This is a genomic window from Nocardia sp. NPDC059228, from assembly GCF_042754245.1.
Classification (GTDB): Bacteria; Actinomycetota; Actinomycetes; order Mycobacteriales; family Mycobacteriaceae; genus Nocardia.
Genome location: NZ_JBHZAL010000053.1, coordinates 26,840 through 33,883, shown reverse-complemented (window position 1 = coordinate 33,883; position 7,044 = coordinate 26,840). Strand labels below are relative to the sequence as shown.

Sequence of the window (7,044 nt, the reverse complement as noted above, 5' to 3'; positions counted from 1 at the left end):
AGACCCCCACAACTTGGCCGTGTCCTAACAACTCTCGCCGCACTCTGGGCTTTGGCCCCCGACCCCCTTAACCGCGGCCGGGTCCCCGCAAAATTCCCTGCCCCCGGGCCGCTTTCGGGCATCCGACGCTCAGTCCGCCAAGTGCAGGCGGCGGTGGAGGGTGTAGACGCGGTCGGTGAGTTCCGGGAAGGGGCCGGAGACCGGGATGCCCGGGGCCACCTCCTGGATGGCGAGGGGGCGGATGGGGCCCGAGGGGACGCCGAACTCGTTGAGCCACTCCATGAGCTGGGCGGTGGAGGCGGCGTAGACGATGCGGCCCAGGCCGACCCAGGCGTGCGCGGCCGAGCACATGGCGCAGTGCTCGCCGGAGGTGTAGACCGTGGCCGTGGCCCGGTCCTCGGGGGTGAGGTGCTCGGCGGCCCAGCGGGCCAGTTCGAATTCGGGGTGGCGGGTGGCGTCGCCGCCGGACACGCGGTTGCGGTCCTCGGCGAGCACGGTGCCGTCCGCACCGACCAGCAGTGACCCGAACGGCTCGTCGCCCTCGTCCAGGGCTTCGGCGGCCAGCTCCACGCAGCGTTCGAGGTACTGCAGATCGGTGTCGGCGGACATGCGGCTCCGTTCTTCGGTTTACGTGCGGTGGTAGGCGGTCTGGGCCGCTTCGATCTTCGCGATATTCGATTCGAGGATCTCGATGAGGCCGACGAGCTGGTCGGCCACCTGCGCGCCGAGGTCGGTGAGGGTGTACTCGACGACCGGCGGGATGGACTGCTGGACTTCGCGATTGACCATGCCGTCGCGTTCCAGGATCTGCAGGGTCTGGGAGAGCATGCGCTCGGAGATGCCGTCCACGCGGCGGCGTAGCGCCGAGAACCGGTAGGGGCCCTCGCGCAGCGCGGCCAGGGCGAGCACGCCCCAGCGACTGGCGACGTCTTGCAGGACCGGACGCGAGGAGCAGTTGCGGGCGAAGACGTCGGCTTCCAGGGTGGGGTCGTCCGGGTAGGACCGGTCGGGAGGCCGAGCATTCATGAGATCGAGGTTACCTGTGTTTCGGGTAGCGGTTCAGGAATAGCGTGTGCTTACTATTAGTTAGTACATGTCAGCAGTGCAGTTCATTCCCTGAAACCTGGAGGTAGTCATGACCGTCGCAGTCACCGGAGCAAGCGGACAGCTGGGTCGCCTGGTCGTCGAGGCGCTGTTGAAGGACGGATCGCAGCCGGTGGTGGCGGTGGTCCGCGATCCCGCGAAGGTGGCCGATCTGGCCGCGCGGGGTGTCGAGGTGCGGGTGGCGAGCTATGACGATCCGGAAGCGCTCGAGCGCGCCTTCCAGGGCGTCGACCGCGTGCTGCTGGTCTCCGGCAACGAGTTCACCAAGCGCGTCGCCCAGCACACCAACGTGCTGCGCGCGGCCGAGCGGGCGGGCGTGAAACTGCTGGCCTACACCAGTATTCCGGAGGCCGGCCGCAATCCGCTGATCCTGGCCCAGGAGCACATCGGCACCGAGGCCGCGCTGGCCGGAGCGAGCATCCCGACCGTGCTGCTGCGCAACGGCTGGTACTGGGAGAACTACACCGGCGGCCTGGCGCACGCCATCGAGACCGGCGTGCTCTACGGCGCGGCGGGCGAGGGCAAGGTATCCGGCGCGGCCCGTGCCGATTACGCCGAGGCCGCCGCCCGCGTCCTCACCACCGACGGTCACGAGGGCAAGGTCTACGAGCTCGGCGGCGACGAGACGCTCTCGTATGCCGAACTGGCGCAGGTTATTTCGGAGGTGGCCGGCAAGCCGGTCCGCTACCAGGACCTGCCGCAGGCCGACTACGCCGCGGCGCTGCAGGGTGCGGGTCTGGACGCCGGCTATGCCGCCGCCCTGGCCGATGCCGACGCCGGTATCGCCGACGGCATCCTGGCCGTCGACTCCGGCGATCTGCAGCGGCTGCTGGGCCGCCCGTCGACCCCGGTCGCCGAGGTCTTCCGGGCCGCGCTGAGCTGATCGAGATACGTACCGGGCCGATCGAGATACGCACCGGGGTGATCGAGTTCGGGGACCGGCAGGCTCAGTACCAGTTGTGGGCCTGCCAGAAGGCCCATGCGGCATTCGGGCTGCCGTAGCGCTCGACCATGTAGCGGTAGGCCCAGCGCAGCTGGGTGAGCGGGTTGAACATCCAGTCCGGGCCCTCGCTGAACATCTTGTGCGCGGGGAGGGCCTGGGCCAGGCCGTAGGCGCCGGAGGTCGGGTTGATCGCGAAGACCTGCCAGTCGCTCTCGTGCGTGATGATCTGATTGAACGACCCCCACTGGTCCCCGGGCACGATGAAACGTGACAGTGTCTGCAAGGCCGGTTTGGAGAACCGCTGGGCCGCGCCGGCCAGCTGCAGCAGGGACGCCGGGTCCACCGGCAGGGCGACCGGGAGCGCGGATTGAGCGATGGGGTCGGCGATTTCGGTGCGCGCGTCGGCGGTGCCGATGGCGACGGTGAGCGGGGCGAGGGCCGCCACGAGCAGTCCGAGGACGGTGGCTCGGAGCGGACGCTTGTCGAGAATGGGCAACGCCTGGTCCTTCCGTGTCGTTCACGAAAAAACAGACCCATCTGGCTTCAGCTAGGAACCGACCGTACGCCCTGCCGTTTCCCGGGAGGGGTGAGCGACACGCGGTGAAATGCCTGATCGGAGTGGATTGCCGGTCAGCGCGCCCGGCCGAGCAGCAACTCCCGCTCGATCTCATTGCCGGTCAGATCGGCCGCGCGCCGAAAAGCGGCCCGCGCCTCCGCATCCCGGCCCAGCCGCGCCAGCAGATCCCCGCGGACGGCGTGCAGCAGGTGATAGTCGTCGAGCGCCCCGGCCGCGGCGATAGCGTCGATCAACTCCAGGCCCGCGCCGGGTCCGTGCACCATGGCCACCGCGACCGCCCGGTTCAACTCCACGATCGGTGACGGAAACCGTTGCGCCAGTACGGCGTACAGTCCAGCGATGCGCCGCCAGTCGGTCTCGGCGGCGGTCGGGGCCACGGCGTGCACGGAGGCGATGGCGGCCTGGAGCGCGTAGCGCCCGGGCGGAAGGTCCCGCGTCCGATTCAGCGTGTGCGCGCGGCCCAGCGCGGTCAGGCCGCGTTCGATCGAGAGCCGATTCCACCGGGACCGGTCCTGATCCGGCAGCAGCACCAGCGCATTGTCCGCGTCACTGCGGGCGGTGGTGCGAGAAGCCTGCAGTTCGAGCAGGGCCGCCAGCCCGTACGCCTCCGGCTCCTCGGGCAGCAGCCCGGTCAGGATGCGCGCCAGGCGCAGTGCGTCCTCGCACAATTCGGCCCGGACCCAGCGCTCGCCGGAGGTGGCGGTATAGCCCTCGTTGAAGATCAGGTAGATGACCTCGAGCACCGAGTCCAGGCGTGCGGCCAGCTCGGCGCCCGCGGGCACCTCGTAGGGAATCCGCTTGGCCGCGATGGTGCGCTTGGCGCGCACGATGCGTTGTGCCACGGTCGATTCCGGGACCAGATGGGCCCGCGCGATCTCGGCCGTGGTCAGGCCGCCCACCATGCGCAGGGTGAGCGCCGCCCGCGCCGGGGGCGAGAGCACCGGATGGCAGGCGGTGAAGATCATGCGCAGCAGGTCGTCCGCGATGGCCGGTTCCGGTTCGCCGGGCGGCTGCTCGGCCGTGAGCGTCTCATGGCCGAGCAGCTCCAGCTTCCGCGCGAAGTTCACATCGCGCCGAATGCGGTCCACCGCGCGGTGTTTCGCCGTCAGCATGAGCCAGCCGCCCGGATTCGGCGGGACCCCGTCGCGCGGCCACTGTTCCAGCGCCGCCACATGGGCGTCCTGCGCGAGCTCCTCGGCGGTCGCGATATCGCCGACCAGGCGGGTCAGGCCCGCCACCAGCCGCGGCCATTCGATGCGCCAGGCCGCCTCCACGGCCCGGCGCGCCCGCTCCTGCCGCGGATTCAGTTCTGGCCGTCCAGCTGTCGCACCTCGATCTCGATGTCCCAGTCCGGCCCGTGCACCCGCAGGAACCGGGACGCCCACTCGGCCGCCTCCTCCTGCGAACGGGTCTGCAGCACCAGGTATCCGCCGATGATCTCCTTGGCTTCGGTGTACGGCCCGTCCATGACGGTCTGCACGCCGCCGGTCTGCCGGATCCGGGTGCCCTCCTCGATCGGGCGCAGGCCCGCGGTGTCGAGCAGCACGCCCGCCTTGGTCATCTCCTCGATGATCTCGTTGACCTTGGCGATCAGGTCGTCGCCGGGCCCTTCCTCGGGCATCTGGGCGGGATCCAGGCGAATCAGTGCCAGGTATCGCATTGCTCAATCCTCTCGCTGGGCGACTGCATAGCGGACATAAAGGGCACCACCGTCGAACGACTTCGATTCCAGCAGGTTCAGATTCAGTTCGGTCTTGTCCCGGAACATAGGGGTGCCGGAGCCGATTGTCACCGGATGGATGACGATGCGGTACTCGTCGATGAGCCCGGCGTCGGCGAACCAGTGCACCAGGGTCGGGCTGCCGTAGATGACCAGCGCGCCGCCGTTCTCCGTCTTCAGCTCCGCGATGCGCGCCGCCCCGTCGCCGTCGATGATCCGGGTGTTCCGCCAGCCGGCCGATTCGAGCGTGGTCGAGAAGACGATCTTGTCGATATTCGTGACCCATTCGGCGTGTTCGAGATCGTGTGCCGTGGCCTCCGGGTTGTCCGGAACGCTCGACCAGTGATCGCGCATGCCCTCGAAGGTCTTGCGGCCGTAGATCGTGGTACCGATATCAGCCCGGATGTGCTCGTCGTGGAAGGCGGCGAGGTCCGGGCTGTAGGCGCCGAATGTCCATTCCAGTCCCAGCTCGGTGTGTGAGGCCGCGAAGCCGTCGAGGGTCATGTGCTCGAAAGCCACCACTTTTCGCATCGGATTCCTCTCGTCGAAGTGCCGGGCCGCTGTTCGACCCCTGACTACTCCTCGAACGGGCCCGGCCGGAATCGACACGTTCGACGGAGGAATCTTTCAGCGTTTTCCGGTCAGACCCACTGGACCAGTTGGATGACGATCCCATTGGGGTCGAGGGCCTGGAAGTAGCGCTCGCCCCACGGCTCGGTCTCGATGGGGGTCACGATCGGCACGCCTTCGCGTTGGACGCGGGCGTATTCGGCGTCGATGTCGTCGACGACGAACACCACCAGCAGCCCCTGGCCCGCGCTGCCCGCGATGCGCTCCGGCTTGAAGCTGCCGAGGCCGGTGCGCAGATAGATGATGTCGAATCCGGCGTCGGGCCGGGTCACGTCGACGAAGCCGTCGGCCGACATCTTCTCGGTGAAACCGAAGTGGTCGATGAGGAACGTCGCCGACGCGATCGGGTCGGGCACGTTCAGGGAGATCGCGGATGCGGTGATGGTCATGGAGCCTCCTGGGTGGCGCCGACAAACTCTGTACTAAGTACGCTGTACTTTGTACAGACATTTCCGACGGCATGCAAAGTGGCGACCGTCACATCGATACGATCGGCGACGGAGGTGACGCGAATGGCCGGACGAAGCGGGGAGCGCAGCAGTGCGGGCGACCCGGTGCGCACGCTGGAACTGCTGTGGCGCGAGCCCGGATCCGGTGGTTCGGCGCGCGGGCCCAAACAGCGCACCACCCTCGACGCCGTCATCGCGGCCGCGCTGGAGATCGCCGACGGCGCGGGGCTGGGCGCGCTCACCATGCGGTCGGTGGCGGCCAAGCTGGGCATCACGCCCATGGCCACCTACACCTACGTGCCGGGCAAGGCCGAGCTGCTCGACCTCATGCTCGACACCGTCTACCAGCGCATGCCGCGTCACGATCTTACCGGAATGCCCTGGCGGGAACGGGTTTCCACGATCGCCGCCGAGAATCGCGCTCTGCTGGCCGAGCATCCGTGGGTGGCCCATCTGCCGACCACGCGGCCGCCGCTGGGTCCCGGCGTGGCCGCGAAATACGACCACGAGCTGCGCGCCTTCGACGGGCTCGGCCTCGGCGACCTGGAGATGGACGCCGCGCTCACCTATGTGCTGGGCTTCGTGACCTCGACCGCGCAGCTGGCCATCGACAGCGCCCGGGCCGCGACCGAGAGCGGGCACTCCGATCGCGAGTGGTGGGAGCGGGCGGCCCCGCTGCTGGCGCGGGTCTTCGACGCCGGCCGCTATCCCCTGGCAGCTCGGATCGGCGCGGTCGCGGGGCAGGCCCATGACAGCGCCTACGGTGCGGACCACGCCTACGAGTTCGGGCTGGCCCGGGTCCTGGACGGATTGGCCGCGCTCATCGAAAACCGCAGGCCCTGAGCGCGGCCCGTCGGTTCGGACAATCCGCGCAAGAGAGACCGATCGGGACGATGGTCTCAATTTCGCCGCGCGGACCGGGCGATCGCGGGCAGAATTCCCCCCATGCCGCGATCAACCCCGGCAATCGTCGCCGCCGAAACCTTCAGTCGGGCAGCGCAGCCGGTGCTCCCGATGGGAGACGGGCTGGTGCTGCGGCCGTGGCTGCGCCGGGACGGACCCGAGGTGTACGCGGCCTTCCAGGATCCGGCCATCCGGCGCTGGCACGCGCGCACCGCGGACACCGTGGAGGAGGCCGGGGAATGGGTGGACTCCTGGGCGCGCTCGTGGAGCGGTGGCACCGCGGCCAATTGGGCTGTCGCCGATGGCCGCAGCGGCCGGCTGATGGGCCGGGCCTCGATGCATCACATGGAACTCGGGCACGGCGAGGCCGAGCTGGCGTACTGGGTGGTCCCGGCGGCGCGCGGCCGCGGCATCGCCCCGCGCGCGGTGGAGGCGCTGGTCGGCTGGGCCTTCGAGGTGGCCGGATTCCACCGTCTGGAATTACGGCATTCCGTGCATAACGCCCAATCCTGCCGGGTGGCACACAAATCCGGCTTCGTGCTCGAGGGCATCAATCGCAGTGCGGGCCTGCACGACGACGGCTGGCACGACATGCACCTGCACGCCCGCATCCAGCCCGCCCGCCCCGCCGAACCCGCCTACGCGCATCGCGTCCCGCCTGCCGAGCCCGTTCCCGAAGCCGCCACCCAGCCGGTCTACCGCCTGCGCCGCTGACGCA

At 69.2% G+C, this 7,044-nt stretch carries 10 protein-coding genes; 3 read left to right on the top strand and 7 right to left on the bottom strand.

The annotated features are described in order from the left end of the window. Positions 1 to 129 precede the first annotated feature (129 nt). Both ACFXKA_RS39840 and ACFXKA_RS39835 read right to left on the bottom strand, forming a co-directional pair. Positions 130 to 609 carry a nucleoside deaminase gene (locus tag ACFXKA_RS39840; protein WP_379431401.1) on the bottom strand — a complete coding sequence of 160 codons (480 nt, stop codon included), beginning with the start codon at positions 607 to 609 and terminating at the stop codon, positions 130 to 132. Positions 610 to 627: 18 nt separating this feature from the next. Beyond that, positions 628 to 1,026, bottom strand: coding sequence for a winged helix-turn-helix transcriptional regulator (locus tag ACFXKA_RS39835; RefSeq protein WP_379431400.1), 399 nt, complete (start codon positions 1,024 to 1,026; stop codon positions 628 to 630). Between the two features lie 109 nt (positions 1,027 to 1,135). Between ACFXKA_RS39835 and ACFXKA_RS39830 the strand changes: the two genes are divergently transcribed. Next, entirely contained in the window at positions 1,136 to 1,987 is an 852-nt protein-coding gene (locus ACFXKA_RS39830; RefSeq protein ID WP_379431399.1) for an SDR family oxidoreductase, read from the top strand. A 64-nt stretch (positions 1,988 to 2,051) separates the two neighbouring features. Here the strand turns inward: ACFXKA_RS39830 and ACFXKA_RS39825 are convergent, their stop codons facing one another. The 5 genes from ACFXKA_RS39825 to ACFXKA_RS39805 all read right to left on the bottom strand — a co-directional run bounded on the left by ACFXKA_RS39825 (position 2,052) and on the right by ACFXKA_RS39805 (position 5,363). Then, positions 2,052 to 2,543: a transglycosylase SLT domain-containing protein gene (locus tag ACFXKA_RS39825; RefSeq protein WP_379431398.1), complete on the bottom strand. Its 492-nt coding sequence runs from the start codon at positions 2,541 to 2,543 to the stop codon at positions 2,052 to 2,054. A 134-nt stretch (positions 2,544 to 2,677) separates the two neighbouring features. Beyond that, positions 2,678 to 3,898: an RNA polymerase sigma factor gene (locus ACFXKA_RS39820; RefSeq protein ID WP_354847138.1), complete on the bottom strand. Its 1,221-nt coding sequence runs from the start codon at positions 3,896 to 3,898 to the stop codon at positions 2,678 to 2,680. Between the two features lie 29 nt (positions 3,899 to 3,927). Beyond that, the gene (locus tag ACFXKA_RS39815) at positions 3,928 to 4,284 is read right to left on the bottom strand and encodes a YciI family protein (RefSeq protein ID WP_354847135.1); all 357 of its coding nucleotides are present in this window, start codon (positions 4,282 to 4,284) and stop codon (positions 3,928 to 3,930) included. A gap of 3 nt (positions 4,285 to 4,287) precedes the next feature. Further along, positions 4,288 to 4,875, bottom strand: a complete 588-nt coding sequence (locus ACFXKA_RS39810) for a dihydrofolate reductase family protein (protein ID WP_379431397.1) — start codon at positions 4,873 to 4,875, stop codon at positions 4,288 to 4,290. Between the two features lie 110 nt (positions 4,876 to 4,985). Then, complete coding sequence (locus tag ACFXKA_RS39805; RefSeq protein WP_379431396.1) at positions 4,986 to 5,363, bottom strand: VOC family protein; 378 nt, start codon at positions 5,361 to 5,363, stop codon at positions 4,986 to 4,988. Between the two features lie 123 nt (positions 5,364 to 5,486). Between ACFXKA_RS39805 and ACFXKA_RS39800 the strand changes: the two genes are divergently transcribed. Then, entirely contained in the window at positions 5,487 to 6,266 is a 780-nt protein-coding gene (locus ACFXKA_RS39800) for a TetR/AcrR family transcriptional regulator (protein WP_379431395.1), read from the top strand. Between the two features lie 102 nt (positions 6,267 to 6,368). Next, the gene (locus tag ACFXKA_RS39795; protein ID WP_379431394.1) at positions 6,369 to 7,040 is read left to right on the top strand and encodes a GNAT family N-acetyltransferase; all 672 of its coding nucleotides are present in this window, start codon (positions 6,369 to 6,371) and stop codon (positions 7,038 to 7,040) included. Positions 7,041 to 7,044 lie beyond the last annotated feature (4 nt).

What these genes read in the sequence shown, in the direction of transcription:
- ACFXKA_RS39840 (WP_379431401.1), bottom strand. Translation starts at nt 609, where the DNA reads ATGTCCGCCGACACCGATCTGCAGTACCTCGAACGCTGCGTGGAGCTG.
- ACFXKA_RS39835 (WP_379431400.1), bottom strand. Translation starts at nt 1,026, where the DNA reads ATGAATGCTCGGCCTCCCGACCGGTCCTACCCGGACGACCCCACCCTG.
- ACFXKA_RS39830 (WP_379431399.1), top strand. Translation starts at nt 1,136, where the DNA reads ATGACCGTCGCAGTCACCGGAGCAAGCGGACAGCTGGGTCGCCTGGTC.
- ACFXKA_RS39815 (WP_354847135.1), bottom strand. Translation starts at nt 4,284, where the DNA reads ATGCGATACCTGGCACTGATTCGCCTGGATCCCGCCCAGATGCCCGAG.
- ACFXKA_RS39810 (WP_379431397.1), bottom strand. Translation starts at nt 4,875, where the DNA reads ATGCGAAAAGTGGTGGCTTTCGAGCACATGACCCTCGACGGCTTCGCG.
- ACFXKA_RS39805 (WP_379431396.1), bottom strand. Translation starts at nt 5,363, where the DNA reads ATGACCATCACCGCATCCGCGATCTCCCTGAACGTGCCCGACCCGATC.
- ACFXKA_RS39800 (WP_379431395.1), top strand. Translation starts at nt 5,487, where the DNA reads ATGGCCGGACGAAGCGGGGAGCGCAGCAGTGCGGGCGACCCGGTGCGC.
- ACFXKA_RS39795 (WP_379431394.1), top strand. Translation starts at nt 6,369, where the DNA reads ATGCCGCGATCAACCCCGGCAATCGTCGCCGCCGAAACCTTCAGTCGG.